A 24,910-nucleotide genomic window follows, 5' to 3' on the forward strand; every position below is an offset into this window, starting at 1 on the left:
CCTTTTCTTCTAGTTAACAACTAGCCTTTCACAGCTCCTCCAGTAAGCCCTTTTACAACACGCTCTTGTGCTAGGATAAATAAAAGCAATACTGGTAAACTTGCAAGAGTTAAAGCAGCCATTAATCCTGGTACATTAATCATGAATTCACCATAGAAGTTTTGTAATCCTAAAGGTAATGTCATATTACTTGGACTTGAGATCAGAATTAAAGCAAAGATAAATTCAGTCCATAGGAAGACAAAGTTGTAGATGACAATAGTAGAAATGGCCGGGACAATATTTGGAAAGATGACCTTCCAAAAGATTTTCCAATGATTTGCGCCATCTAATTGCGCTGCTTCTTCTAGTTCCTTAGGGATCTCTTGCATAAACTGCGTTAAGATAAAAATTGAAATCGGCAAACTAAATGCGACATACGGACCAAGTAAGGCAAGTAATGTATCATAGACACCCATTCCTTGAGTCAACACAAAAATCGGAATTAAGGTTGCATGAATGGGCAGCATCATTCCCGCTACAAAAAGGAGAAATAATGGTCGATTCAAGCGGAATTTCATCCGACTTAATGGGTAGCTTGCTAGAGAAGCAATCATAACCGTAATAACCACTGCCGATACTGTAATGATCATGCTGTTTAAAAAGTAAGTCGATAACCCCATATCAAAAACAGAAAAGTAATGTTCGATTGTAAATGTCTCCGGGAAAATGAAGTACGGATTCACGAAAAACTCACTCATGCTTTTAAATGATGTTCCAATCATGTACATGAACGGATAGAACGTAAAGATCAGCAGCGAGATTGCTAATACATATAATAGAATTCTCTTTATTAGCTGTAATGGATTCATGTAAATAACCCCCGCTTCTTTCGCTGGTGTTCAAGAACCTGAATAATGATGACACAGATAAAAGCAATTAAAAACATAACCGCTGCAATCGTACTTGCATAACCCATACTAAAGTTAATGAAGCCTTGCTTATACATATAGGTTCCTAGTATTTCAGTCGCTCCTCCTGGGCCTCCTCCAGTCATAATGTAGAAAATATCAAAGGCTTTGAGTGACCCTACTATCGCTAGAATAGAAGAGGTAACAAATGTTGGGATGAGAGCTGGTAACGTCACATAGAAAAACTTTTGTAATTCACTCGCACCATCTATACTTGCTGCCTCATACAACTCATCCGGAATTCCTACCATTGCAGCCTTAAAAAGAATCATATAAAAGGGAGAGAACTGCCATATAACGACGATTAAAATCGCAATCATTGCTGTATTTTTATCAGCTAACCAAGGGATCGCATTAAAACCAAACAATTGAACAATTTGATTGACTGGACCATTAATTGGGTCATACATAAATATCCAAAGTAAACCAATTGCAACAGTTGACATTAAGTAAGGTAAAAAGAAAATGACATTCAAAAACTTTTTCCCCATAATTGGGCTAAAAAGAACCAATGCCATGATTAATCCAAGCGGGATTTGAACAAAGACTGACACTAATACTAGCAACATGTTATTCTGTAGCGCTTGCCAAAAAGTAGAGTCAGAGAACAACGTCGTATAGTTCGCAAGCCCGATAAACGTCTTCTCTGCTTGAACACCATTCCAGTTATACATACTGTAGTTAAAAGTAGCGATAATAGGATATAAAATAAAAACTGAATAAACTAAAAGTGCTGGCAAAACAAATAGTAGAATCGTTTTTGTTTTTTTTCGTTTGTTCTTTTTTTGCTCTGGATTAATTGTAATGACATTGGTACCAACAGCCGTCTTCATATCGCGTTCCCTCCCTGATACATGTAGAGGAGGGGCAAGAGCAGCTGCCCCCTCTCAAAGCATGATGTTAATCTAATGTTTCTTTAGCTTTTTGTTCCATAAGGTCTGCTGCTTCTTGGGGTGTCATTGTTTTACCGAATAATTCTTGCGTTGTATCTTTATGAAGCTCAGCAAGAACAGGAGGGAGAGTCTGATCGTATGGCATATGAATATCATTCGCTTCTGCTGCCATTTCAGCAAATTGTTGTACAAAAACATCGTCTGTTGGGACGTCAATAAGCGCAGATAAACTTCCAGTACGATTGACATAATCTTCTGCTGTCTCAAGTGTTGTTAATTCTTTCATTAACTCAATGGCCAACTCAGGATGTTCTGTTCCTGAATAAGCAGACCAAACTGGACTTGTTGCTCCGCCAACATTTGATGGATCACCTTTTCCATCAGGCAAAGTTGGGAATGGGAACATACCTAGCTTCTCCTCAAATTCAGGAGCTTCTGAACGCATATTAACTACAAGAGTGTTCGTCATAAGCATCATTGCTGATTGACCAGAATACAATAATTGTCTTCCTTGACCAGCATCATATGGAACACCGTTAAAGCCTGGGTTAAAAGCATTTCTATCAACTAGCTCTTGAATGTATTCTCCAGCCTTTACGTAGGTAGGATCATCAAATCCTCTTCCGTCTCTGTTAAAGGCACTTTGGAATAACTCCTCACTACCTAAGCGGTCAGCAAAATACATTAAATAATAAGCACCTGGCCATTTTGTCTGATTCGTTAATGTGATAGGGATCACGTCGTTTTCATTCAATTCGTCAATAATGGCCAATAACTCATCATACGTTTCAGGCTCCTCTAAGCCATGCGTTTCAAAGATTTCCTTATTGTAGAAGAAAAGTGTTTGGCTCAACCCTAAAGGCAAACCATATACTTTCTCGTCAAATGTCGTATTATTAAGGGCCATTTCTAAAAAATTTTCAAACTCAATATCTTCATTGGTAAGGTCTAAAACCTGTCCGGCATCAGCAAACTCTTTCAGCCATCCGCCACCCCAAGAAGTAAATACATCAGGAGGGTTTCCACCAGACATGGCTACAACCATTCGCTGCTTATAATCATCATTTGGAATTCGAAGCATGTTTACTTCAACACCTGGATTTTTTTCTTCAAAACGTTCTACAGCATCTTGATACACTGCCTCTTTATCCCCACTATCAATTTGCCAAAAGTCTAAAACGATTTTATCTCCAGTGCTAGCCTCTTCATCAGAATTACCTTCAGAAGTCGTTTCTTGATTACCTCCACCACAAGCAGTCACAAAAAGAGAAAAGATTAGCACAAACAGCATGACAGACCATTTTTTTCTCATATAAACGTCCCCTTTGACTTTTTTGTATTCCCTCGCATAAGCATGCTAGCCTTACAAGCAATACTAGAAAAATCCAATGTAACCGGTTACATTCAACTATACAAGGTTATGACTTTTTAAGTAATCGATACTGTTTTTCACACTTTCAAAGGGACGTTTCTTCGTCTGATCCTGCTCAACGATAAACCACTCAACTCCAGCATCCTTGCCTTCTTCAATAGCACTAAGAACATCCACACCGCCTGTACCTAATTCAGCAAAAAACTGCTCAGAGTCGTTTGTCATGTCCTTCAAATGGAGCAGCGGTGTTCTTCCTTTATATTGATTGATCCACTCCACTGGATTTTCACCAGCCTTTGTAAGCCAGTAAATATCAAGCTCTGCATTCACCCATTTCGGGTCGGTCTCATCCAATAGAATACGTAAAGGCTTGCTTCCATCTATTTCTTCTAATTCAAATTCATGGTTGTGGTAACTAAACTGGATCCCGTTATCTGAGCATACTTTTCCAATTTCGTTCAATCTTTGAGCGAATTGACTATACTCGCTAATGCCACCGCGACGGTCCTCTGGTAAGATTGGGCAAGTAATAAATTTACTATTAATTTCTTTTTGATATTGAATCACATTGTCTAATTCGTTCTCTAGCATGTGAAGGGGCACATGACTCCCTGCAGCTTGCAGACCAAGTTCATCGAGAAGCGCTTTTAATTCTCTTGCTTCAAGTCCACCCCAATTTCCCGCAAATTCAACACCGTCATAGCCTAATTCAGCTACTTTTTTTAAAGTACCAACAAAATCTTCTTTGCAAGCTTCCCTTAAAGTAAATAATTGAATGGCAACTTTCATTTTTAAATCCTCCCCCATATTAGTTAGTAATGTTGATAAAGATCTATCTATCTATCTATCTTTCTTACTCATCACCCCTTTCAAAGTGATTCGTTTACTTTTTTACAAGAATGCCTAATAACTAAATTGCTATTTAAGACCAAATGCATTTGTTCTAATGGTTTATCATCTAGTAATGTTAATAACATCTTCGCAGCATTGTTTCCAATTTCAATTGTTGGCTGTTCAATTGTAGTGAGAGAGGGTGTAACATATGTGGCGACATCAATATCATCAAATCCAATAATGGACATATCCTCAGGAATTTGAAAACCATGCTCCTTCAAAGCTTTCATTGCCCCAATGGCCATATTATCTGAGGCGGCGAAAATAGCAGTTGGTAATTGCTTTTGCAATAGGAGTTGATTCGCTAATTGATACCCTGACTCTAACGACCAATCTCCATTAAATATCAAGCTTTCATCGATTTCTAATCCATTTTGAATGAGTCCATTTTTATAGCCTGATAATCTCCTTCTTGCGCCTAATACGTCAGGTATACCACCAAAATAGGCAATTCGTTTGTGACCTAAGTTTGCCAAATAATTGACCGCTTTTTCTGCTGCTAAACGATTATCAATGCTGACAGATGGAGCAGTCGAAATGTTTTCACTCATATGATCAGTCGCTAAAACAATAGGAAGATCTTTAAATTTTTTATTAAATTCCTCCTCACTCATTACTGCCGATAATAAGATCGCTCCTTCGACAGTTCGATTTCTAATTAATTCAATAACAGATGGATCAACTCCATTGTAAGTCTCAACAAGAATCACTTGGTATCCCTCTTCTTTTAAGACTTCTTGAATCCCCCGATAAATGCTGGAAAATACAGCATTTGATAAATTCGGTATGACAACGACGATCATTTTCGATTGCATTTTACTTAGATTTCTAGCCAATGTATTTGGAACGTAATTTAATTCCTTGACTGCTTTTAATACTTTTTCTTTTGTCTTTTGTGTTACGTTACTCTCGCCTTTTAATACTCTCGAAACGGTAGCAACAGAAACACCAGAATATTTTGCAACATCTCTCATCTTCATTTGAATTCCACCTTCTACCATGTAACCGGTTACATTCATCTTAAATGTTAGTGCTTTAATTGTCAATATATTCTTAATTATTAATTTAATAAATTCAAACACCCAACTAGAATCGCACTACTTACGGAGAGTAGAGCTAGTAACCTTCTTTTCAATTCAATACCCCACTTCTCCATTTAAATGATCCAATGTTCACCTTTTTGCTATTCACATAGAATTCATCTCTATTCCATTATATAGTAAGTATATCTCTTCTAGGAGAGGCCAAGCAGACATATATTTCTCTTCTATTAGGATTCTCCGTCATACATACTTATCTAGGAAGTGGGCTTTAAAATGAATGGACATAATGAAAAAGATGGTGTTGTATTTGCCGTTCTCTCTTATATCATGTGGGGGCTCACGCCAATTTATTGGAAACTGACACAGCATCTATCTTCCGGAGAAATTTTAGCGCAGCGTGTGATCTGGTCGTTTGTTTTTATGCTGGTCCTCTTAGCTTGTTTAAAGAAATGGAAGATCTACCTTGAATTTGTAAAAGAAATCGTCCATAAACCTAAATTATTTTGGTCCCTTTTTCTTGCTTCTGTTCTTATTAGTTCAAACTGGGGGATCTTTATGTGGGCTGTGATGGAGGGCAAGATCCTTGAAGCAAGTCTTGGTCAATACATCAATCCATTAACGAGCATGTTAATTGGCGTCATCTTTTTAAAGGAAAGGTTGAATGGCTCTCAAGTTCTTGCCTTTGTATTAGCTGGAATGGGGGTTGTTACGTTAACCCTCTATTACGGGGTAATACCTTGGATCTCACTTAGTCTCGCTCTCACCTTTGGATTTTATGGCTTAGCAAAGAAAATGATCAAAGCAGATACAACGACCGGATTAGCTCTTGAAACGATGGTCGTATCACCGATTGCAGTCATCTATTTACTCTACATGATGACTCAATCAAACATCCACTTCTTTGATTCTTTTTCAACAAGCTTACTCCTAATGGGAAGTGGGATCGTAACCATTTTACCGCTTTTACTTTTTACGATGAGTGCCAAAAAGGTCACCCTATCGATGCTCGGGATTCTGCAATACATTTCGCCAACGATCGCATTAATCGTAGGAGTGTTTCTCTACAACGAAACCTTATCCCCTGCCCATCTTATCGCCTTTCTCTTCATCTGGGCGGCCCTTGCCGTCTATACAATCTCCTCGGTAAAAAAGCGAGGTCAAACGAATGCAGACCAGATCAAAAAAGAGAAAAGAGCGTAACAAAAGCGATGCTGTGATTAGCATCGCTTTTGGTGTTCCATACAGTCACAAGAATGTACCCTCTCTTCCTGGTTTTTATCGCCCGCTTTTTTTCTTATTCAACTAACGCACTCATTAATTTAACATTAATTTCCTTTTAAGAGGCGAAGAAAAAAAGCATCCCTTGTTGGAGGAATGCACCCATTAGTTGAGGAAGATAGTTGAGAAAAAGGATTCTTATTAGAGATAACGAATATTTAAAATAATACTAAAAAAGGTGGGGTAAAATGGTGAATCAGGTTTGTGTTATAAGTATTTATGTACCAAATTTAAACCAAGCAATTGACTTCTATACTAATACTTTAGGGTTTGAATTAAACAAGCAATATGAACCTAAAATTGCTTCTCTTGTACACGGAGAGTTACCGATAATTTTAGAAGAGAAAGATAATACAATCCATAGTCAAGATAACAAAACTACAAGAGTTGTATTGGGTTTGCGAACAGATAATATTTATGAAACGGTTAAATACTTAAGAGAAAAAGACGTGAATTTTATTATAGAAGAACCAACGGATTGCCCACCAGGAAAATATATTAGCTTTAGTGACCCCTTCGGAAATATATTAGAATACCTCCAATTTGAAAATATGTAACGAGCTAAAGTTCAACATACTCGTTGAACTTTTTTAATCTTCTTTTAAAACAAACCTCCTCCTTTAGAACATTAATTTCCTTTTTATTAACAAAGAAAAAGCATCCCTTGTTGAAGGAATGCACCCGTTAATACAATAAGAAAGCTACCTAATTTGGCAGCTTTTGAATAACAAAATAGAGCAATTTTCATTCCTTTATATTACTTTTTTCCATTACAGCGAAGTAGTTCCCTTCATTATCTGCAAAGTTAAATACTCTACCAGATGGCATATTGACAATTTCTCCCACAGTGATTTTTTTATTTGTCAAGTCACTGTGTAACTGTTCGAAGCTTTCAGAAAAAAACATTAAAGATGGTGTATCAAGATTTAACCCAGGAGACATTTTAGAAACGAACTCCTTGTTATGGAGAATGATGGTTGTTTCTGCTCCCTTTTTTGGAGCAATTTCAATCCATCTCATTCCTTGACCGCTATTTTCATCAGATATCACAGTAAATCCTAGTTTCTCTGTCCAAAATTTCACTGCTTCATCTTGGTTATTTACATTCAACATAATTTGACCAATTTTACTAAACATAAATCTTTCCACTCCCTTATAAGTAATAAATTAATATTCGTTATCTGGAGAGAATATCCTTCTTCAACTAACGCACCCGTTAGTTGAAGAACCTCACTTGCTTGGTTGACTTCCTTCTATATCAATTTCAACAAACCAAGATACAATTGTTGTGCTATCACGGACATTATTTTTCTGAATTTCTTTCAACAATCTCCATACACTTTCCTCATTTGTAAACTCATAAATTGAATTAAATATTTTTCTTGGATTTGCAAAATCCACGTTAGGGCATTCTACAAGACCATCAGTAGTTAAAAAAATATGATTCCTTCCCTGTCTAAGTTCTTTTGTACCTATACTGAAACAAGGGACTTCCAGTTCAAAAGTGTTAACTTTTCCAATCCATTCATAAAAGCTACGATGATTTTGTTGATATTCACTTAGGTTTGATAGTTCTGGATGATTTAGATAAAGAATACAGTCTCCAACTGAAAACCACCAAAGAAATTTGTCCTTTCTCACTGCACATAAAAACGCTGTTTCACCTTGAACTTTTTTACAAGCCTCTTTAAAACCTTTGCTTTCAAAAGTTCTTAATAGTAGTTTATATAGACAATCAAATGATTTTCGAGGTGAATGGGTCAATATGCTCTTTATATCTTCTTTAAGAGATTGAATAGTAGACACTACTAATTCTGCACTTTCTGCTGTTTGATGTGCATCTAAAAGCACCACGAACTCATAATTTAAATCATCATTTACCCAGACGATACATCCGTCTTCATTTTTATACTGACCAGCAGATGAATTACCTCCAAAACGCCCTAATACCATATGACTTATCTTATGGATGTTTATTTCATCTACGAAATTTTTTTGGCTTCCTACCCAACAATAATCGTTATTTTTGACAGCTTTACTCATATGGGTTTGTCTCTAAATAGGTTTTTATTCTATTGCACAACTCAGTTACTTCACTGTTTTTACCCATCCTTGCATTTGGAGAATCATAAACTGCAAATGGACCCCAATATTGCTCAGGTGTATTTGGGTAGCGAGCAACTAAGTGCATATGAAGATGAGGAACGGAGTTACCCGAGACAAGAGCATAAACATGCTCAGCATTCTCAATCTCTTTTAGTGCTTTGCTTAATCTCGCCATAATAACTCCAAATGCTTTTGCTTCGTCAGGATTCATTTCTGCAAGAGTGGGTACATGTCTCTTCAAGTCAATCATAATATGTCCTAAATAATTGGGTTTTCCGTTATTATCAATATGTCCAACATAAACATAATCGTCTTCATAGATGGTAGAGCCAGATGTCGTAATCGTTCCATGATGTTTGTTACAAATAAAACAATTTTCCTGCAAGATAAATCCCCCTTAATTATTGTATTTAATTAGCTAATAAAAATAAAAATCCTATCATCTCATAAAGAGACGACAGGATTAACCCTAACGTGGTACCACTCTTCTTGGTTCGCCTAAAATAAATTTGAACAAACCTTCTCAATTACTTTTTTACGGGAGTAAACCGTTTAGACCTACATATCAGTCTAACCACTCATAGGCGAGTTGGGGAATTTATTGACCACCTTTCAGCAAATGGTAGCTCTCTGAACAATAAAGTTTCCTTATTACTCCTAATCACAGCGTTTACCTTATGGAAAACTTTTACTAATTATACAGTTCACCAAACATTCAGTCAATAACTTTTGTGGGACTAACCTGCCCTTAAGTTTAACATTAATTCCCTTTTAATTGACAAAGAAAAAGCATCCCTTGTTAAAGGATTGCTCCCTATAGTTTAAGTGCATTACTTCACATAGTTGTACTTTTATTACAGGAATGCTGACCCGTTTGTTCTACAGACAACTAACTTATTTTTATAATCACTTACTAAACCAACTAGTCATCTCAAATTATTCCGTAACTTTTTAAAGCATAATGGATACCATCTTCATTAGACTTTTTTGTAATATAATCTGCAACGTTTTTCAACTTTTCATTTCCATTCCCCATTGCTATACCAAGCCCAACTAGTTCCACCATATCAATATCATTTTCACCATCACCGAAAGCAATTGCCTCCGACTTATCAATCCCGAAGAATTCTAGAGTTTTCAGTATAGCCAAAGACTTTGACACATCCTCCTGTAAAACATTCAACACATATGGATGCCATCTTTTAAATTTTAGATGAGGAAACCTTTGTATGTACTTCTCAACTGTTTCGTTATTTGCAAAAAGACACATTAAAAATACCTCCTGTTCATGGATTGATCCATTAGTAACAGGATAATTATCGAGAGGCAAAGTTTCCTTTAAGGCAGTTAAAATTTCATTTTGTGCTACACCATTCATACTAATTTCCTCAGTATAAAAAGACAGACCGTTATTCTCTAACTGAGCGAATTCCATGACTTCTTGAATAACCTTTTTATTCATTGGTACTTTATGAATAACTGATTGGCTGTGTTTAACGTACCCTCCATTTGCTGTTATGAAGGTTTCTATACCTAATTCCTGTAAGTCCCTACACATTGATAAGGGTCTTCCTGTTGCAGCAACAACCTTTATTCCTTTGTTTTTCAATGATTTAATAGCTTTAATAGTCGAGTATGGAATGCTGCCATCTTCATGGTTTGTAATAGTTCCATCAACATCAAAAAATGCGATTTTATAACTCATTATAGAAACCCCTTTTTTCAAAAAATAAAGCACCTTTTAACAAATTGTACCAAATGGATAAAGTTTATTGTTAAAATAATAAATATATTTTTTAGGAGGGGATAATTTTGTTAGATATGTTTTTATATAATTGGCAGGTAAGAGAAGATTGGTTTAAATGGTGTAAATCTTTATCCTTAGAAGAGTTACAGGCTGAAAGAATTGGCGGTATGGGAAGTATTTTAAAAAACCTTATCCATGTTATCGACTGTGAACTATTATGGATTAATTACATGCTTGAAGAACCTCATGACTATCCTGAAAAGGACTCCATTTCTAATTTGGACGATGTTATAAGGTACTCTATATTTACAAAAACAATAACAGAAACTTTCCTTCGTAATATGACTAATGACTATGAAAACAAAAAAGTACATATAAATGGTAAGGGAGGTATATCTTATTCATTCACTTATGGTAAGATAATCCGTCACCTCATCACACATGAAGTTCATCACATTGGACAATTATCAATTTGGTCACGGGAATTGGAACTTAAACCGATTTCTTCTGATCTAATTGTTAGGCAGTATGCTAAAAAAACAGGCTCCCTTTTCTAATGAAAAGGGGGAGCATTAATTTAGCTTTATTATTAAGTTAAACTGCTCCTTTACTTTAACATTAATTTCCTTTTATTTTGTGAGAAAAAGCATTCCTTATTGAAGGAATGCACCCGTTAGTTCAATAATACTCTTTCGTTCCTTATACTAACCAAAAAAATCAGTCTTGTATAATGTAAAAAACAATATAAGAAAAAATATTATTTGACTAATTGTAAACTTATAATCATTGGGGTTTTCTGCATATTTCCGTTCCATTATTGCTCTCACCATTTCAGAAACAACAATAAAAACTAATAGTATAAACCACGGTTGTAAAGCCCATATCATTTCCGTGGATCCTCTCATGATGGAAATAACATATCCTATAAAGATAGCGATTATAGTAGTAATTCTTATTGTCCAATCAATCTTTTTATGTTTCTCATTAATATGGTTATATGAAAAAAATTTCTTTTTCTCAACTCTCAACCATTTTCTCATTATTGTATTAAACAAAACCACCAATAATAATATAATGCCAAACACTATTAAAAACGTAGACACTACACCATACATAAAATATATCCTCCAATCCCCTGTTGTTTATTTTATTCATACAATTTTTTTACTAAACTGCTCCTTTAGCACCATAACAGCAGCGTCAGATTGTTAAACTATTGTTCACCGTTAGTTTAATATCAACGTTTTATCTGCAACTTTATAACATCGTGTTTATCTTTGAAGTTAATAGTGATTTTATATTCATCTTCTTCATATGTTTCAAAATTAACAGTACCAACTAAAAAAGAGATAGAATTACCCTCAATTTCCGATTCCATATCTCCAATATTACCTGTAATCAAACCATCTCTACCTTCAAATTCAATGTAAATATTATCAATTTCTTCCTGTGATAGCTCAAAATCTTCAGTTTCGATTTCAACCCAATTTATCTTTTTCTCTTCAAACAATCCTGAATTGTATATATAACTAACATTCCAATATTTTCCTTCCCCATAAAAGATTACTTCATCGGAAATAACCGTTTGTGTCGTTGAAGAACAAGCCGTCAAAATACCTATAAGTAAAATACCAAACAATACTCTCAACTTCATTTTTAAACCACCCTTTTGTTAATAGCTTCCTCCATAATAAAAACAATCCTTCTTGCACTATACTGCCCTTTAGTTTAACATTAATTTCCTTTTTGTTGACAAACAAAAAAGCATCCCTTGTTGAAGGAATGCACTCGTTTGTTGAATAAATAATATTTTATTTATTTCAGAATTTCAGTTGATTCAATAGCATTTCCACCCGAAGCTGGTGTCTTTGATAGATTATGACCTTGTTCAATTGATAAAAATAATTGTTTTCCTGGAATTTGTATGAAATTGTTTTCTTTTTCATTTGTAAGCTTCACTGTATATTTGTTATTTTCTGCCGAAGAAAACTGCCAACCAGCCCCTGGAACACCATTTAAAGATACATCATTAGAGAGTTTTACTACTGCATACTCTCCATCTTTATTAAGAAGTTCACTAATAAAATAAATTCGTTGAGTAGAATTGGCAACTAAAAGTTGTTCGCCTTGTGTAGTATTAACTAACATTATCCCACCACGAACACCATCTGCAAAGTCTTCCAATGCATTTTCTTGCGTGGAAAACGTTTCAGTTTGTGAGTCATTTAATATAGGGTCACTTTCACTGCATCCTACAATTGTTAAAATAGAAATTATCGCTACCAAGTACAATTTATAAACAATAATACCACTCCTTAATTATTTCTTTAACGTGAAAATCTTACTTTGCTTAAAATGGATGTTAAATTACATCTTTCTTATTTAACTCTACTGCTCCGTTAGTTTAGTAGAGGGCTGTTTATTGTTGGTTCCAACTAACGACGTACTCAATGTTTTCATTTCGTCTCTCTAACCCAGGTTCGTCTATGACCCAATTCCCGCTGATACCTAGCTCATCACAAGCCAATTCAAATTGGCACATCGCAATGCCCATATCTAACAGCTGCATTTGATAGCCTAATCCCTTACTGTAATTCGGTGTATGTTCGATGTAGAAATGACAAGTCTCACGGTTTTCTGAGAGAACGAGTCGCCACGGTTGTTTATTGGAGGCGGAAGGTCCTAATCTAACCATTTCTATAGGGATTTCTAATGAGCCAGCGTTATCGCGTTGTAATGGAGCGGCGAAAGTCCCATCATAAAACAATTTCTCCCACGGCTTCTTATTATCGGCCCTCACGACAAAACGCAAGGCTTTATCAAAGACACGCTGCTTTTCTTTTGGAAACCCGAGTGGTGTCACGCATGGAATGAATTCGTCTTCATCCAACTGTATTTCTTTTTCAAATGAGTTTCGGGTAAACGTCCCGCCCATCCAACACGTACCTATACCGAGCTGTGTTGCAAATAAAGTCATTCGATGAAAAATGTAAGCATACTCGATCAGTGGATACTTATCATTCACTGATGAACCAACTAAATACGCTTTAGGATGCTTAATAAATCCATACGTTCCAAGCTTGATTCCTTTGTCTGTCACATTTTTTTGAACCAATACGAGATCAATCCGGCCTTTTGCTCCGAAAGGTCCAATCAAGTTGCTTTCATCATTTAAATATGCCGTTAACTTATTGATGTCTCCTGCTGAAAGGTCATTATCATCAAACGTTCGAATCGACTGGCGTCTGCGCATGGTGTCAATGATTGAAGTAGAGAAAGACATGATACACCTCCTTAAAAACAGATTTGTATTTGCATGTTTGCATACGTATTTAGGGGGAAACCAACTTGAATTTTATCAGGCTTAGTTAAAAAACGGCACACTATTTACATCAATTGGTTGATAGTTTATCCGTGTCCCCCATCGCCAGAAAACGATTACTTATGACCATGCCCACCTCCACTAAGTGTAAATGTAGCGTCTGGCGCCTAAATGAGTGAGTTACTTCTTGTGCCACCAGAAAACAGTAGTTGCTATTTCTTCAGTTGTCCATAAAACCCCTTTAGGTAAATTTACCAAAGCATATTCTCTTCAAGTATTTTTAGGTATGTATTCAATTCTTTACTGAATCGTTGTATAGTATCTTGATATTTTCGTATTCCTCTTTTGTTTCAAATGCATATATTTGTTTCACTAAGAGAACATCCCTTGTTCAATAAAATCATTTTCCTCTTCAACTAAACTGCCCGTTAGTTTAAGGACAACCCTTCACAACCTCTCATTATTTTAACATAAATATCCAATTAAAAATTAGTGTTATTTAATCTGACCTGCTTGCATAATAAAATCTATATTCCGGAGGGTTTTGATAAAAAACGTCTAATAATATAAAACTGGAGGTGATTCTGTTGGATAAATTTTATGACCAACACCTAAACAATGATGAATTAGAAGAGTTTCTAGATGAAGTGGAAGAAACGATTGAGGGTTTAGAACGTATGAATGCATTGAATTATTTATCTCCGCTTCAAAAGTCAGCATACGAAGAAGTCAGCAAAGTAGAGCTTGATAAGATTAATGGCTATGTTGAACCAAATGTACCGTCATTTGAAATATGTGCTAAACGCCTGAAAGTGAGCGAATCAAAATTCAAGGATTTAATTTATGAAGTTCAGGAAGAGTTAGAGAAATTATTACGCAAAACCACATAAAAACCATTTCCTCAGTTAAGCTCAAAATCCACAAATACATGTGTACATATATAGTTCTTTCTGGTGAAATTTGATACCTCACATTAATAGTTAATGAATATAATCGTCATCTCCCTCAATTTTTAATTGATCTGCTAATTTATAAATCAATATTCTTTCCTTAGCAGACAGGCCCCCAGTACATTAGCACGTATAGCATTTTCAATTGAAATTAGCCAACCAAGTTTCTTCGTTAATAACCTTTATCCATTCATTCGACCTTTTTGCATTAAGAGAAAGTGTTATTTGGACAATCCCATCTGATCCTTAATTGTAACTAGATCAAATAACTAATGGAGAGTACCTATTAATGCTTAATTCACTCAATATTTCGGCTCTTTTTTAAAGAGTTCTTGAATGGTCAATTAGAAAAAATTTAAAACAGGTTAAATTACATTCTAAACCAAATTAGGTTTAGCTCTGTAAATAACAATACAAATATCAAAAGAAAACGCTTGGATATTAAAAATCCAAGCGTTTTATAAAGCCCACAATATAAGACATTAACCGATCCTGAATTTACCCAGTAAAACGAGACTAGAAAAACACATATACTACTACCCTATACTTACTACTACTGCTCCTAAGTTCATCGCTCTCTCCCTTTGTTAATGTAAATGTAAGGGTAAACCCCCTCCTAATTAGCCAAGGGATTTATATCTAAAATGTTAAAAGGTTAGATCGCACCTGTAGTTAAAGCGACAATCGTCATACAATTGTTGTTCCAAATGCCACTAAGAATGGCCACTCTTTTTTAATACATAAAGGAATATTAGTACGTTACAAATTGAGCGACAATTGATGTTTATTCTACTAACGATCTTATGCAAGCATCGACTTCATTTTTCGGACTATTAACCAAAGTTGATACTTCGTATGCATTCATATCTTTAGCTGGATATGGTCTTATAAGATCGTTTAAGATCTCTTTATCCTCTAAAGATGGATCTAGCCATACATCTCTTTCTTCTTCTCCTAAGATTACTGGCATCCTATCATGAATTTCTTTCATAGCCTCATTAGGCTCTGTTGTAAGAATTGTACAAGAAACTATTTCCTTATCATCTGATTTCCACCTATCCCACAAACCTGCAAATGTAAAAATTCCTTCGTTTACTGTTATTCGATATGGTTTCTTGTTCTTTTCCGTTCTTTTCCATTCATAGAAACCATCGGCCACAATTAAACAACGGCGTCGTTTAAATAATCGTTTAAAAGCAGGTTTCTCATCCACTGTTTCCCCACGAGCATTAATCATTTTATATCCGATCTTTGGATCTTTTGCCCATACAGGTACAAGACCCCATTTTAAATATCCAGCCCTCCTACTTTTTCCATCTGAAATTAAACTTAATACACGCTGACTTGGAGCTATATTGTATCTTGGTTGGTAATCCTCTAACTGAACACCAAGCTGTTCTTCAATCTGTTCTTTAGTTGCCGTCAAAGTGTATCTGCCGCACATAGAAACTTCACCTCTAACCACTAATATATTCTGTACTGTTTAGAGTGTCTTATATCCATTATTCTAATCAAGTTTTTCTTAAAGGATATGATTACAATACCCTACGATCGAAATATCTCCTTTAAGATTTTTAATGGTACTTAATAAATTTCATAAGCGATTGGCCCACACCGTTGCTACTATTCAATGCCGAAGTGACGTATATGATGAACAATTAGAATTAGGGTATGTACATTTATTACCTGAAGATTTCGATATGCAAGTTGAAAATACTGAAGAACTTGAAGTCAATCCATTAATAAATCTTGATTTAGATGAAGAGGATAGAATAGTGAATCGAATTATTTCAGCAAGGAGCTCAAATGGTAAAAGGTGTTCCCACTAAAAAACTGTACACAAAGAATAACCAGGTCTATTCATTTAGAATATCTAAAGACCCCGTTATGTTAAAGTATAGTTTCGCAGGTGTAGATTTCTGTTTTTCTGATAAACATTATAAAAATTTTGTAGGCTTTGATATTGTGGATGTGAGTATGTATCCACAAGAAAAACTGGATACATTACTTAAATAGTTAAGTAAAGTTCTTAAACTTTTGAGTCACAATTAACAGAAGTAAAACCTAGAGTTTAAAAGTAAACCCCGTACCACAAAAAATAGTGATTCGGGGTTTACAGCTTGATAGTTCCATGTCGGCGAAAGGATTTAAGATATTTTTATGATTAATTCGACAATGATGGAAAAAGAATGTATCACCAAACGAAAGATTTACTGTTAGAAAAGGGACAGGCTACCAAAAAGGATAGTGTTTTTACTGTTTTGATGATAATTAATTCATAATACAAAAAAGCATACCCACTTTAAACTTTCCTACATATCGTAAAATAAGGTTTTTACGATTGGGAGGCAGATTTATGTATAGACAACAAGCAAGAATACCAGGGAACTGTCCACCGGGGTTTTGGGGTCGGTACACCGTAATTCCAGGAGACACGTTCTATACCATTGCGCAGATATTCAGAGTAAGAATAGAAGCACTTGCAGTTAACAATCCACATATTCCAGATCCTAATGTATTATTCCCCGGGGACATCCTCTGCGTTCCGGGTTTAATTCCTTACCCCTGCTGTACGTCTTTACGGCCCCGAGGAAGAGTACCATTCGGTACAGGTGGCGTAGCTTATGTGAATTTTGGTCCAACAGGAGGTCAGGCTGTGAGCATTATGGTAACCTTACCGCAGCCTCAAGTTTTCGGTAATTTTGACAAGTATACAGGTGAAATCATCATTCCCGGGACTGGTAGCTTTGGAAACCAGTTATTTGCTACTCCGGAAGACCCACCTACTTGGTCATCACGAATAGAACTTCCTACCGCTGCATCCGTTACGCCAAACTCGCGTGTATTAGTACGCCCTTTTAATTCGTTGACTGGCACTTCAGGTGCTCCTGTCTTAGAAGGTATAATCCTTGCTGGAAATTGTCAATAACATTAATTCAAGCAAAAAGAGCTGTCCTTCGTCATGGGTGACTAAAAAGGCAGCTCCTTGCATTGGTTTTTAGAATGCACCAGGTCTCTCAGGAGCACTTCCCTATCGCTAATACGATCATTTTCATGAGATATAAATTCCTCAGAACTTTGCCCAAGCAAGAAAGGCTGAGGGGACATAAAACCTCTAAATTCCCTTCTGTAGCACGTTTCACGGTTGGGCGACAGTGTTGCCTTTTTGCATTATCCTTCTTATCAGTATCCTGCTCGTTACTTCAATAATAAAAAGAGCAGTCCCTGCTTCTTTAAGGATCGCTCCCCGATAGTTGAAGATAAAAGTCTTAAATAGTCCACTTATAATAAACAAACTTTAGCCTGTTTCCATTCATTACAAATTCTTCATCACTAGTTGATATATGGTTAAACCCGTTTTTTTCCAAGACTTTTTGTGACGGTATATTGTTAGTTGTTGTCTTCGCTAGAACCTGTTTAATACCTTGCCAGTTAAGAGTTTCTAATAATAGCTTCAATGCTCTATTAGCAATTCCTTTTCCAGTATACGCTCCACCTACTCTATAACCGATATAGCCTAAATTACGGGATTTATCGATGTCTACTAAGTTCATTCGTCCAAGGATTAAACCATTTTCATTCTTAATTAAATAATAATATGATTGCCCTTTAGTTTGTTCATCCAGTAAGGCTTCGTGCCTTATTTTAAAGGTTTCAAAGTTATAATAATCCTCTCCACGACTTGGTACCATTTTTTCAAAATAATCTCTGTTTTCAATTTCAAATTCATATAGCTTTTTAGCATCACCTGGCTGTAATTTTTCCAATGTAATTTCCATTATTTTTTCCTCTCAATGTTATTTCTTAGATTACCATTTAACCTATTATCCTTATCACGCTAAACTGCCCTTTAGTTTAACATTAATTTCCTTTTCATTAACAAAGAAAAAAGCATCCCTTGTTGAAGGAACGCTACCCTTACTTGAATAAAACTATTTCCTTATTTCTTTAATTCTCCTCAATAAAATACTAACCCCAATAGCGATACCCGCATTAAGCATTCCGAACAAAGGGACGATAAAATAAAGGCCTTCGAAATCTGATAAAAAGTTCCCTATAAAAAAAATGAAGGATAGTCCAAACAAAACTATTCCAAAAATGAATAAAAACTTATCCAAGAAACACCTCCACCTACAAACATTAAACAACCTTGATAAATGCTTATAAACGTTATTAACCTTCTTAAAATAACCATCCCCGTTAGCACACTAAGAAGACGCTAACCGTTGTTAAATCAACGTTCCGTCACTTTAATTCTTACTTGGTTTCATTAATTTGTCGACTTATTTTTGAAAGCAGTCTAATAATTTCAGCAATCCCTACCAAAAGAATCCCGCCAAACATACTACCTATACTTACCAATAAGACCAAGCCCTCACTCGTATCAAACTTGATTAGTACATACATTCCAGTTATTACTGCCACGATTCCAGGTATATATGTATAAAGTGCAACTGCATTCAAATTTTTCAAAGTAATTTCCCCTTTACGGTTATCTCATTTTTCAATATATATCCACTATCCTTATTAAAGCTTTGTTAGTGGAACAAGGAAAACGATGCTATGTTCAAGCATCGCACCCGTTACTTCAATATCAATTTATAATGATGGAGGGCTATCAGACATCGCATTAGTAAGAATTAAATATATAAGTATATTGGCAGGTAAAAATATAAATATAAGTCTTACCGCGAATGAAGAAATACCGAAATATTCGGCTATACCACCACAAACACCTGTTATAGACTTATCTGTTGATGACTTTCTTAACTTATATTCAATCCATATACCCCTCTTATATAATCTCTCTTTGCATACATTTTACCATATAAAACCAAATTCTTCTTAAACTCTTTGCCCCTTTCGTTTAACATTAATTCCCTTTTTATTAACAAAGAAAAAACATCCCTTGTTAAAGGAATGCCCCCTTTAGTTGTATAAATTAAATTCAGTTTTAAGGATTCCATAATAAACAAGGTCTATATAATCGTTTTCTTTTATTACATGCTCTCTTAAAATGCCTTCTTTTTTCATGCCTATTTTCTCATAACTTTTTCGGAAGCTAAATTGGATTGAAAGTAACGAGCAAATACTTTATGGTATTGCTTTTCAACAAAAGCAAATTCGAGTATAGCTTTAGCCGCCTCGGTAGCACAACCATTTCCCCAGTATTTTTCTCCAATCCAATAAGCAACCTCACCATTATTAAATTTTTGATGGTTAGTTAACGCTATTGCTCCGAGTAATTTTCCCGTAATCTTATCTGTAATAGCAAATTCATATGACTTGTTTTCATTAAAATTATCAAGATGATTTTTCATCCATGATAAAGCATCCTCTATGGAATATGGATACGGTAAATATAGTGTGTTCTTATACAGATTGTAGTTGTCACAAAGTTTGGCAACCTCTGTTGCATCCGTTTCTTTAAATAATCTTAGAAGTAACCTATTGGTTTCAACCGTTTTTCTCGTTTTACAGTATTTCATTATTCCCCCAAAAAATATAACGTTTTTTATATTCCTCTTGTTCAAGTTTTCTGCCCCGAGAGCACAAAAAGAAGTGCGTTGCATTTGTTAGATCAATGCTCCCTTTAGTTGAACAACTCTAACTATCCTTAGTTTTGTTATTTTCGATTTCAGTTAACTTTTGTTCAATATTTTTTAATTGCTTATTCTTTCTTATAGAAGAACGTATCAGCCATACAACTAAAAGAATTATAGAAATAGGAATTAATATAGCTATTATTTGATAAATCGCAGCACCCATGTAATTACCTCCTTTCGCAAATAATTATAGCTTAAAAATTAACTTTTTTTAGACGTTTTTCAAATTATTTCTTGCATTAAACTGCTCCTTAGTTTAACATTAATTTCCTTTTTATTGACAAAGAAAAAAGCATTCCTTGTTAAAGGAATGCACCCGTTAAGAGTAATAATTTCATAATATCTTCCTTCTTTCTGCTATCCACCTTATTTGAGTATCCTGCTCCTTTAGTTTAACATTAATTTCCTTTTTATTGTCACAAAAAAGTGCCTCTCTCATTTATGGAACGTGCCCGTTAAAATTCAAGTCTGAGATTATTCATGAGACTGAATGCTATTTTTTTTGATTCTGCAGGTGTCTTTCCCTTGGTTATAATATACCCTAACCTATCATCTGAACTTTCGGGTATCTTGACACAGTCACCCTCTTTTACGTTTATATTATATTTTATGATATTAGGTTCTTCCTCTAATTTGGTTAATCCTTTAACCGCCTTGACAGTTCCATTCTTCTTTGATGTCAAATATGCGATAGTAGAAGCTTTTTCATACGTTACATTTATATTAACTTCTTCATTCAGATAATAAGAGATAGTCGCTTCAAAAATATTAAAATTGTAGGATTGAATCAGTAAATCTGTAGAGATACGATCTCCTCCAGGTCTTCCATTCACTTCAATTATTATGGGTCCTGTCTCTGAATACTTTAATTCAACGTGTGCAGGACCGTTTTCCAACCCTATTGAATCTAACGCCATTATAGCTGTAGAAATCAACTTTTTTTCTTCTTCAATTGTTAATGTTCCTGCTGGTAAAGTATGAGCTTCTTCTACAAAAAATGGTAAAGGGGATGTGATTTTTTCTGTAACTGCTGAAAAAATGGCTTCTCCAGATTTAAGAAAAACTTCCACACTATATTCAGGGCCGTGGATATACTCTTCAATCAGAAATTCATCCCGAACTTGGAAACCCATATAAGTTTCTTTGAATGCTATTAGTTCCGTAAGCGATGAACATAAATCTTCCATAGAATTTATAAAATATACGCCTTGACTACTAGCACAATTAGTTGGTTTTAATACGATTGGCAGTCCTATGTTAAGCACTGCCTCCTTAGCCTCCTCCAAACTTTTAACCAGTTTAAACTTTACACTAGGAACTCCTTTCTGTATGAATGCTTTTCTTGCTAAATCCTTATTTCTGGCTTTGAAAGCTGCCTCATATGGAATTGATACCAAACCCATTTCTGACGCAACCTTTGCTGTAATGTGGGAGGCAAAATCGGTAGCCGGAATTAATGCATCAAGTTTTCTGTTAAACACTGAATCTTTTATCGCGTTTAATACTGATTGACTCTCTCTTATATCAGCTGTAATTAATACATGAAAATAGTTTTCATATCCATATATAACAGGGTTATTCTCTGACGAAACAATAGCTATTACATAATGCCCCATTTCAAAAGCGGTTTTTACGAAGCCAACACCATAAAAACTTGGTTCTACAAATGCAACTATTTTCTTAACCATATTATTCTCCTTAAGAAGTCTTTTTTTTGACATAACTATTCTTACTCAATTGCTTTTGAGTCATAATAAATAATAGCCCACCAAAAAACATCAATGTTGCCATAGCTAAAAACCCTACACCTGGATTAAATAGGTCCATTAAAATTCCTATACCAGAAGCTGAGATCGTCTGCAGTAAAAATGAAACCGCCATCCACACTGACATTGCTCTGCCCATGAAATGCTTAGGGACCGTTTGCATTAAATTTGTATTCATGATAATCCTTATTGTTGAATTGGATAACCCAATAAAGAAACTGCCTGCATATAAGACTAAAATTAAATTGTTAAACATTAAAGAAAGTAATACAGCAACAGCGATAGTAAAAAACAATAGAATTACTTTGTTCGTACGGAGTTTAGCGACCATTGGTGCTGCCAGAAACCCTGATAATAGCCCTCCAACTCCATAAAACATATCCGACACTCCAAATACAATCGCATTTGCTTTTAAGGTATCACTTACATAACTCGGAAGAACTACGTTAAATAACATTGTAGCTACTAACGGAATGACTGGAACAACTCCTAAAAAGAAGAGCTTTGGATTACCGAGTAGAAAATTCATTCCTTTCTTTAACGCATTTATAAATGACTCTTTTTTTTCAGGAATAGGAATGGAGTTATATCGAACTTTTGATAGAAAGAAACTGCTAACCATAAACACTGAAGAATTTATCAGTAAAATGATCTCGAAACCCCAATACTGATATAAAAAACCGGATGCACCACCAGCCAGGAACATCCCTACCTGTAAGCTTACTTCCACTAACGAGTTACCTCTTATCAGTTCTTTCTCAGTCAGCAATTCTTGAATTAGGCTTCTTGACGCTGATATGTAGACAGCCCACCCGATTCCGTTTATAGCTGAAAAGATATACATGTAGATCAAATTAAATCCATTCAAAAAAATTAATGCGGTAATAGCCAATATCACAATTGCCCTAACCCAGTAAGTCCATTGAATAATTGTTCTCCTTAGAAAACGATCAATAATCCCTCCTATCACAAGCGAGGCAAGAAACCCTGCAATCACATTAATCGACAACATAAACCCAACCACACTCGCTGCACCTGTTTGTTCTAAAATAAACCAGTTAGCACCAATAGTAGCCATCCCAACACCAAATCCTGAAATGATATCTGATAAGAAGAAGTATCTGAAATGACGATGCTTAAGCAAATTCATCATCATTTAATCTCTTCTGAAAAGAAAAGGTGTTCCTGTAAGTGGCGTTGGAATTTCGTGATATAAGGATCAAGTTCCTGAAGATTCATTGATGAATAGATCGAGAATGTTGGCAATTTGTTAAACCCACAATATTCAAATGTCTTATGAATGGGGAATAAAACTTGCTCTTCACTTAACCCTTCTAAAAAATCGTCTTTCGTACCCTTAAACTCTGATTCCCTTGCCCCCCACGAAACAGAAAGCATGTATTTCTTTTTGTTAAACTTTCCTCCTTGTCCAAACCGCTTAGACTTACCAAAAAATATACCAGGGATAAAAACATCATCTATATATTTCTTTAAAATACCCGGCAAACTAAACCAATAAATGGGTGTTTGGATAATGATGACGTCAGCACATTTAAACTTCACAATCTCTTCAGGTACTCGATAACCCTTTGCAATATCGGTAAGTACTACTTCAAATTCATTCGTTGTGAATTCTCCAATATACTTTGACATTGTGTTATTTAACTCCCCTTGCGCCCTCTCAAAGTAATCTTGTCCTTTAATTATCAATAATTTTCTCATCTAGTACCTCCTTGAATAATCTGTAAACTAAGGTTACACTAATTCTTGAAATCGTTACAGATGATTAATCCGATCAAAAGGATCGTTTTTTTCGATGGGAAGGAGTTAAAATGGACATCAAACATCTTCAAACATTTCTGGTTGCATGTGATACATTAAATTTTACAAAGACAGCAGAGAAACTTCAATATGCTCAATCCAGTGTTACAGCTCAAATAAAGAATTTAGAAAACGAATTGAACCTTCAACTTTTTGAACGACTTGGAAGAAAACTAATCCTCACTCACTCTGGTGAGCGTTTAAGGCAATATGCCTCAAAAATTGTGCACTTAGAAGAGGAAGCTAGGAACGCTATGACAACTGACCATAATGGCGGAACCCTTGTTATCGGCGCGCAAGAAAGCCAATGTACCTATCGTTTACCAGACTTACTACGGGACTTCAAACTGAAATACCCATCTATTCAGCTCATTTTTAAAGCAGCTCATTCAGATGAAATGGCCACCAAAAGTTTGATGGAAGGGGATATTGACTTAGCATTTATAATGGATACCAGGAAAAATAACCCCTACGTTCAATCGACACCTTTAATTCAAGAAAGGCTGATCTTAATTAGCTCACCAAATCATTCACTAGCTACAAAAAAAACTGTTACTCCTGATGACTTATTAACTGAAACAATCCTGTATACAGAACGTGGCTGTTCTTATCGGAACTCTTTTGAAGAAATCCTTACCTATTATAAGGTCACTCCCAAAACAACACTTGAATTTGTTAGCTTAGAAGCCATAAAAAAATGCGTAATCTCGAATTTGGGCATTGCCGTTCTGCCAGAAATGGTAGTTAAAGAAGAATTATTAGAAGGTGAATTGTTAGAGGTGAATTTAAAGGTTGAAATGCCCATTCTTATAACACAAATGGCATTACATAAAGACAAGTGGATAAACCCTCAATTGGCGGATTTTATGTCTATGACAAAGAAGTATTTTAAATAATTATGTATTGGATGAAGAGGGAATCATTTTTTACTGCGATTCTTCCTCTTTTCCTTATTTGCATGTATCTTATTCAGTTTAATACCACTCCAGTTATCAGCAAAAAATAAGCTGTATACGCAGCTTCCTGGATCTTCACCTATTGCTACCCGTAACTTAAATAATTTAAATTTCCCCCCTCACAAAAGGAGAAAATACAGAATAGATTGACCAAACAAGCACTATCCAAAAAGTAAGAGAAGTAATCCGGTCGTTCAAGAGTAGAT

General features: G+C 35.2%; 28 protein-coding genes, 2 pseudogenes and 1 other annotated feature. Of the genes and pseudogenes, 8 read left to right on the top strand and 22 right to left on the bottom strand.

The window, feature by feature from the left end; genetic code table 11:
- Window positions 1-20: 20 nt before the first annotated feature.
- The 5 genes from AB3N04_RS05845 to AB3N04_RS05865 form a co-directional block, all read right to left on the bottom strand.
- Window positions 21-851 carry a carbohydrate ABC transporter permease gene (locus AB3N04_RS05845; protein ID WP_368505166.1) on the bottom strand — a complete coding sequence of 277 codons (831 nt, stop codon included), beginning with the start codon at window positions 849-851 and terminating at the stop codon, window positions 21-23.
- Window positions 848-1,783, bottom strand: a complete 936-nt coding sequence (locus tag AB3N04_RS05850) for a carbohydrate ABC transporter permease (RefSeq protein WP_368505167.1) — start codon at window positions 1,781-1,783, stop codon at window positions 848-850. Before AB3N04_RS05850 ends, AB3N04_RS05845 begins: the two co-directional genes overlap by 4 nt.
- A gap of 67 nt (window positions 1,784-1,850) precedes the next feature.
- Window positions 1,851-3,155: an ABC transporter substrate-binding protein gene (locus AB3N04_RS05855; RefSeq protein WP_368505168.1), complete on the bottom strand. Its 1,305-nt coding sequence runs from the start codon at window positions 3,153-3,155 to the stop codon at window positions 1,851-1,853.
- Window positions 3,156-3,251: 96 nt separating this feature from the next.
- On the bottom strand, window positions 3,252-4,004 hold the full coding sequence (locus AB3N04_RS05860; protein ID WP_368505169.1) for a sugar phosphate isomerase/epimerase family protein: 753 nt from the start codon (window positions 4,002-4,004) through the stop codon (window positions 3,252-3,254).
- An 80-nt stretch (window positions 4,005-4,084) separates the two neighbouring features.
- Window positions 4,085-5,089: a LacI family DNA-binding transcriptional regulator gene (locus AB3N04_RS05865; protein WP_368505170.1), complete on the bottom strand. Its 1,005-nt coding sequence runs from the start codon at window positions 5,087-5,089 to the stop codon at window positions 4,085-4,087.
- A 336-nt stretch (window positions 5,090-5,425) separates the two neighbouring features.
- Between AB3N04_RS05865 and rarD the strand changes: the two genes are divergently transcribed.
- Together rarD and AB3N04_RS05875 are read left to right on the top strand one after the other, a co-directional pair.
- Window positions 5,426-6,352, top strand: coding sequence for an EamA family transporter RarD (gene rarD, locus AB3N04_RS05870; protein ID WP_368505171.1), 927 nt, complete (start codon window positions 5,426-5,428; stop codon window positions 6,350-6,352).
- A 266-nt stretch (window positions 6,353-6,618) separates the two neighbouring features.
- Entirely contained in the window at window positions 6,619-6,987 is a 369-nt protein-coding gene (locus AB3N04_RS05875; RefSeq protein ID WP_368505172.1) for a VOC family protein, read from the top strand.
- 187 nt (window positions 6,988-7,174) lie between these two features.
- On the opposite strand, the gene AB3N04_RS05880 is transcribed toward AB3N04_RS05875, so the two are convergent.
- The 4 genes from AB3N04_RS05880 to AB3N04_RS05895 form a co-directional block, all read right to left on the bottom strand.
- Window positions 7,175-7,567, bottom strand: a complete 393-nt coding sequence (locus tag AB3N04_RS05880; protein WP_368505173.1) for a VOC family protein — start codon at window positions 7,565-7,567, stop codon at window positions 7,175-7,177.
- Window positions 7,568-7,660: 93 nt separating this feature from the next.
- Window positions 7,661-8,473, bottom strand: coding sequence for a protein phosphatase 2C domain-containing protein (locus tag AB3N04_RS05885; protein ID WP_368505174.1), 813 nt, complete (start codon window positions 8,471-8,473; stop codon window positions 7,661-7,663).
- Window positions 8,466-8,921, bottom strand: a complete 456-nt coding sequence (locus AB3N04_RS05890; RefSeq protein ID WP_368505175.1) for an HIT family protein — start codon at window positions 8,919-8,921, stop codon at window positions 8,466-8,468. The genes AB3N04_RS05885 and AB3N04_RS05890 overlap by 8 nt, the downstream gene beginning before the upstream one ends.
- 62 nt (window positions 8,922-8,983) lie before the next feature.
- Window positions 8,984-9,210, bottom strand: a binding site (T-box leader).
- Between the two features lie 257 nt (window positions 9,211-9,467).
- Window positions 9,468-10,241, bottom strand: coding sequence for a Cof-type HAD-IIB family hydrolase (locus AB3N04_RS05895; RefSeq protein ID WP_368505176.1), 774 nt, complete (start codon window positions 10,239-10,241; stop codon window positions 9,468-9,470).
- A gap of 116 nt (window positions 10,242-10,357) precedes the next feature.
- Here AB3N04_RS05895 and AB3N04_RS05900 point away from each other — a divergent pair, with 116 nt between their 5' ends.
- Window positions 10,358-10,840, top strand: a complete 483-nt coding sequence (locus AB3N04_RS05900; protein ID WP_368506000.1) for a DinB family protein — start codon at window positions 10,358-10,360, stop codon at window positions 10,838-10,840.
- A gap of 147 nt (window positions 10,841-10,987) precedes the next feature.
- Here AB3N04_RS05900 and AB3N04_RS05905 read toward each other — a convergent pair whose 3' ends face one another.
- From AB3N04_RS05905 to AB3N04_RS05920, 4 genes are all read right to left on the bottom strand, one after another.
- The gene (locus AB3N04_RS05905) at window positions 10,988-11,398 is read right to left on the bottom strand and encodes a DUF4181 domain-containing protein (RefSeq protein ID WP_368505177.1); all 411 of its coding nucleotides are present in this window, start codon (window positions 11,396-11,398) and stop codon (window positions 10,988-10,990) included.
- Between the two features lie 122 nt (window positions 11,399-11,520).
- The gene (locus AB3N04_RS05910) at window positions 11,521-11,937 is read right to left on the bottom strand and encodes a hypothetical protein (RefSeq protein WP_368505178.1); all 417 of its coding nucleotides are present in this window, start codon (window positions 11,935-11,937) and stop codon (window positions 11,521-11,523) included.
- Window positions 11,938-12,098: 161 nt separating this feature from the next.
- Window positions 12,099-12,569, bottom strand: a complete 471-nt coding sequence (locus AB3N04_RS05915; RefSeq protein WP_368505179.1) for a hypothetical protein — start codon at window positions 12,567-12,569, stop codon at window positions 12,099-12,101.
- Window positions 12,570-12,702: 133 nt separating this feature from the next.
- The gene (locus tag AB3N04_RS05920) at window positions 12,703-13,566 is read right to left on the bottom strand and encodes a nitroreductase family protein (protein WP_368505180.1); all 864 of its coding nucleotides are present in this window, start codon (window positions 13,564-13,566) and stop codon (window positions 12,703-12,705) included.
- Between the two features lie 626 nt (window positions 13,567-14,192).
- Between AB3N04_RS05920 and AB3N04_RS05925 the strand changes: the two genes are divergently transcribed.
- Window positions 14,193-14,495, top strand: coding sequence for a hypothetical protein (locus AB3N04_RS05925; protein WP_368505181.1), 303 nt, complete (start codon window positions 14,193-14,195; stop codon window positions 14,493-14,495).
- A gap of 844 nt (window positions 14,496-15,339) precedes the next feature.
- Here the strand turns inward: AB3N04_RS05925 and AB3N04_RS05930 are convergent.
- Window positions 15,340-15,999: an SOS response-associated peptidase gene (locus AB3N04_RS05930; protein ID WP_368505182.1), complete on the bottom strand. Its 660-nt coding sequence runs from the start codon at window positions 15,997-15,999 to the stop codon at window positions 15,340-15,342.
- A gap of 133 nt (window positions 16,000-16,132) precedes the next feature.
- Between AB3N04_RS05930 and AB3N04_RS05935 the strand changes: the two genes are divergently transcribed.
- From AB3N04_RS05935 to AB3N04_RS05945, 3 genes and pseudogenes are all read left to right on the top strand, one after another.
- Window positions 16,133-16,384, top strand: coding sequence for a hypothetical protein (locus tag AB3N04_RS05935; RefSeq protein ID WP_368505183.1), 252 nt, complete (start codon window positions 16,133-16,135; stop codon window positions 16,382-16,384).
- Between the two features lie 527 nt (window positions 16,385-16,911).
- A pseudogene (locus AB3N04_RS05940) lies at window positions 16,912-17,091 on the top strand (LysM domain-containing protein); the annotation flags it as partial.
- Between the two features lie 120 nt (window positions 17,092-17,211).
- Window positions 17,212-17,484 carry a hypothetical protein gene (locus AB3N04_RS05945; protein WP_368506114.1) on the top strand — a complete coding sequence of 91 codons (273 nt, stop codon included), beginning with the start codon at window positions 17,212-17,214 and terminating at the stop codon, window positions 17,482-17,484.
- Between the two features lie 340 nt (window positions 17,485-17,824).
- Here AB3N04_RS05945 and AB3N04_RS05950 read toward each other — a convergent pair whose 3' ends face one another.
- The 8 genes and pseudogenes from AB3N04_RS05950 to AB3N04_RS05985 all read right to left on the bottom strand — a co-directional run bounded on the left by AB3N04_RS05950 (window position 17,825) and on the right by AB3N04_RS05985 (window position 23,649).
- Window positions 17,825-18,334: a GNAT family N-acetyltransferase gene (locus AB3N04_RS05950; protein WP_368505184.1), complete on the bottom strand. Its 510-nt coding sequence runs from the start codon at window positions 18,332-18,334 to the stop codon at window positions 17,825-17,827.
- 478 nt (window positions 18,335-18,812) lie between these two features.
- Window positions 18,813-19,028 (bottom strand): hypothetical protein, encoded by a 216-nt coding sequence (locus AB3N04_RS05955; protein ID WP_368505185.1) that lies wholly within the window; start codon window positions 19,026-19,028, stop codon window positions 18,813-18,815.
- A gap of 126 nt (window positions 19,029-19,154) precedes the next feature.
- Window positions 19,155-19,337: a PspC domain-containing protein gene (locus tag AB3N04_RS05960; protein ID WP_368506001.1), complete on the bottom strand. Its 183-nt coding sequence runs from the start codon at window positions 19,335-19,337 to the stop codon at window positions 19,155-19,157.
- Between the two features lie 147 nt (window positions 19,338-19,484).
- Window positions 19,485-20,044 (bottom strand): annotated as a pseudogene (locus tag AB3N04_RS05965) (GNAT family N-acetyltransferase).
- Between the two features lie 118 nt (window positions 20,045-20,162).
- Complete coding sequence (locus AB3N04_RS05970; RefSeq protein ID WP_368505186.1) at window positions 20,163-20,324, bottom strand: hypothetical protein; 162 nt, start codon at window positions 20,322-20,324, stop codon at window positions 20,163-20,165.
- Between the two features lie 292 nt (window positions 20,325-20,616).
- Entirely contained in the window at window positions 20,617-21,849 is a 1,233-nt protein-coding gene (locus AB3N04_RS05975; RefSeq protein WP_368505187.1) for an ATP-grasp domain-containing protein, read from the bottom strand.
- Between the two features lie 10 nt (window positions 21,850-21,859).
- Window positions 21,860-23,083, bottom strand: a complete 1,224-nt coding sequence (locus AB3N04_RS05980) for an MFS transporter (protein WP_368505188.1) — start codon at window positions 23,081-23,083, stop codon at window positions 21,860-21,862.
- Window positions 23,080-23,649 (bottom strand): NAD(P)H-dependent oxidoreductase, encoded by a 570-nt coding sequence (locus AB3N04_RS05985; RefSeq protein WP_368505189.1) that lies wholly within the window; start codon window positions 23,647-23,649, stop codon window positions 23,080-23,082. The genes AB3N04_RS05980 and AB3N04_RS05985 overlap by 4 nt, the downstream gene beginning before the upstream one ends.
- A gap of 110 nt (window positions 23,650-23,759) precedes the next feature.
- On the opposite strand from AB3N04_RS05985, the gene AB3N04_RS05990 reads away from it, so the two are divergent.
- Complete coding sequence (locus AB3N04_RS05990) at window positions 23,760-24,644, top strand: LysR family transcriptional regulator (protein ID WP_368505190.1); 885 nt, start codon at window positions 23,760-23,762, stop codon at window positions 24,642-24,644.
- The last annotated feature ends 266 nt before the right edge of the window (window positions 24,645-24,910 follow it).

Origin of the sequence: Alkalihalophilus sp. As8PL (assembly GCF_040939795.1) — a bacterium.
Lineage (GTDB): Bacteria > Bacillota > Bacilli > Bacillales > Bacillaceae_D > Alkalihalophilus > Alkalihalophilus lindianensis.

Bases quoted from the DNA above. Each gene is read 5' to 3' on its own strand.
- AB3N04_RS05845 (WP_368505166.1), bottom strand. From the start codon at position 851: ATGAATCCATTACAGCTAATAAAGAGAATTCTATTATATGTATTAGCA.
- AB3N04_RS05850 (WP_368505167.1), bottom strand. From the start codon at position 1,783: ATGAAGACGGCTGTTGGTACCAATGTCATTACAATTAATCCAGAGCAA.
- AB3N04_RS05855 (WP_368505168.1), bottom strand. From the start codon at position 3,155: ATGAGAAAAAAATGGTCTGTCATGCTGTTTGTGCTAATCTTTTCTCTT.
- AB3N04_RS05860 (WP_368505169.1), bottom strand. From the start codon at position 4,004: ATGAAAGTTGCCATTCAATTATTTACTTTAAGGGAAGCTTGCAAAGAA.
- AB3N04_RS05865 (WP_368505170.1), bottom strand. From the start codon at position 5,089: ATGAAGATGAGAGATGTTGCAAAATATTCTGGTGTTTCTGTTGCTACC.
- rarD (WP_368505171.1), top strand. From the start codon at position 5,426: ATGAATGGACATAATGAAAAAGATGGTGTTGTATTTGCCGTTCTCTCT.
- AB3N04_RS05875 (WP_368505172.1), top strand. From the start codon at position 6,619: ATGGTGAATCAGGTTTGTGTTATAAGTATTTATGTACCAAATTTAAAC.
- AB3N04_RS05880 (WP_368505173.1), bottom strand. From the start codon at position 7,567: ATGTTTAGTAAAATTGGTCAAATTATGTTGAATGTAAATAACCAAGAT.
- AB3N04_RS05885 (WP_368505174.1), bottom strand. From the start codon at position 8,473: ATGAGTAAAGCTGTCAAAAATAACGATTATTGTTGGGTAGGAAGCCAA.
- AB3N04_RS05895 (WP_368505176.1), bottom strand. From the start codon at position 10,241: ATGAGTTATAAAATCGCATTTTTTGATGTTGATGGAACTATTACAAAC.
- AB3N04_RS05900 (WP_368506000.1), top strand. From the start codon at position 10,358: ATGTTTTTATATAATTGGCAGGTAAGAGAAGATTGGTTTAAATGGTGT.
- AB3N04_RS05905 (WP_368505177.1), bottom strand. From the start codon at position 11,398: ATGTATGGTGTAGTGTCTACGTTTTTAATAGTGTTTGGCATTATATTA.
- AB3N04_RS05910 (WP_368505178.1), bottom strand. From the start codon at position 11,937: ATGAAGTTGAGAGTATTGTTTGGTATTTTACTTATAGGTATTTTGACG.
- AB3N04_RS05920 (WP_368505180.1), bottom strand. From the start codon at position 13,566: ATGTCTTTCTCTACTTCAATCATTGACACCATGCGCAGACGCCAGTCG.
- AB3N04_RS05930 (WP_368505182.1), bottom strand. From the start codon at position 15,999: ATGTGCGGCAGATACACTTTGACGGCAACTAAAGAACAGATTGAAGAA.
- AB3N04_RS05935 (WP_368505183.1), top strand. From the start codon at position 16,133: ATGGTACTTAATAAATTTCATAAGCGATTGGCCCACACCGTTGCTACT.
- AB3N04_RS05950 (WP_368505184.1), bottom strand. From the start codon at position 18,334: ATGGAAATTACATTGGAAAAATTACAGCCAGGTGATGCTAAAAAGCTA.
- AB3N04_RS05970 (WP_368505186.1), bottom strand. From the start codon at position 20,324: ATGGGTGCTGCGATTTATCAAATAATAGCTATATTAATTCCTATTTCT.
- AB3N04_RS05975 (WP_368505187.1), bottom strand. From the start codon at position 21,849: ATGGTTAAGAAAATAGTTGCATTTGTAGAACCAAGTTTTTATGGTGTT.
- AB3N04_RS05980 (WP_368505188.1), bottom strand. From the start codon at position 23,083: ATGATGATGAATTTGCTTAAGCATCGTCATTTCAGATACTTCTTCTTA.
- AB3N04_RS05985 (WP_368505189.1), bottom strand. From the start codon at position 23,649: ATGAGAAAATTATTGATAATTAAAGGACAAGATTACTTTGAGAGGGCG.
- AB3N04_RS05990 (WP_368505190.1), top strand. From the start codon at position 23,760: ATGGACATCAAACATCTTCAAACATTTCTGGTTGCATGTGATACATTA.